Origin of the sequence: Klebsiella sp. HN106, assembly GCF_051209435.1 — a bacterium.
Lineage (GTDB): Bacteria > Pseudomonadota > Gammaproteobacteria > Enterobacterales > Enterobacteriaceae > Klebsiella > Klebsiella oxytoca.
This window is the reverse complement of sequence record NZ_JBLURD010000133.1, coordinates 1-378: the sequence shown is the minus strand read 5'-3', so window position 1 is coordinate 378 and position 378 is coordinate 1. Positions and strand designations below refer to the sequence as shown.

Below are 378 nucleotides of genomic sequence, written 5' to 3'. Positions count from 1 at the left end.
CTCTCGCAGGAAATTCCTTTTAAACTGGACGTTTGTACAGCACAATTCTATTTTGTGTCATCAGGTTATCGCAGGGGGCGTCGTGGATCTCTCCATTATTATCAGCGCGGTTATCGCACTGGCAGCCGGGTTAATGGTCGGCTGGCTGGCGACCAAAGCGCGCGCCGATCAAATTCGGGCCGATCTCATCGAGGAACGGCGAGAGTTGGATATTGAGCTGAGCGCCGCCCGCCAGCAACTGGCGCAGGAGGCCCACTGGCGTGAGGAGTGTGAGCTGCTGAACAACGAGCTGCGCAGCCTACGGGATATCAATACCTCGCTCGAGGCCGATCTCCGTGAGGTCACCACCCGGCTCGAATCCACCCAGCTGCATGCGGA

At 57.9% G+C, this 378-nt stretch carries 1 pseudogene; it reads left to right on the top strand.

Annotated features, from left to right (window positions below):
• Positions 1 to 82: 82 nt before the first annotated feature.
• A pseudogene (locus ACSIPU_RS30660) lies at positions 83 to 378 on the top strand (DNA recombination protein RmuC); the annotation flags it as partial.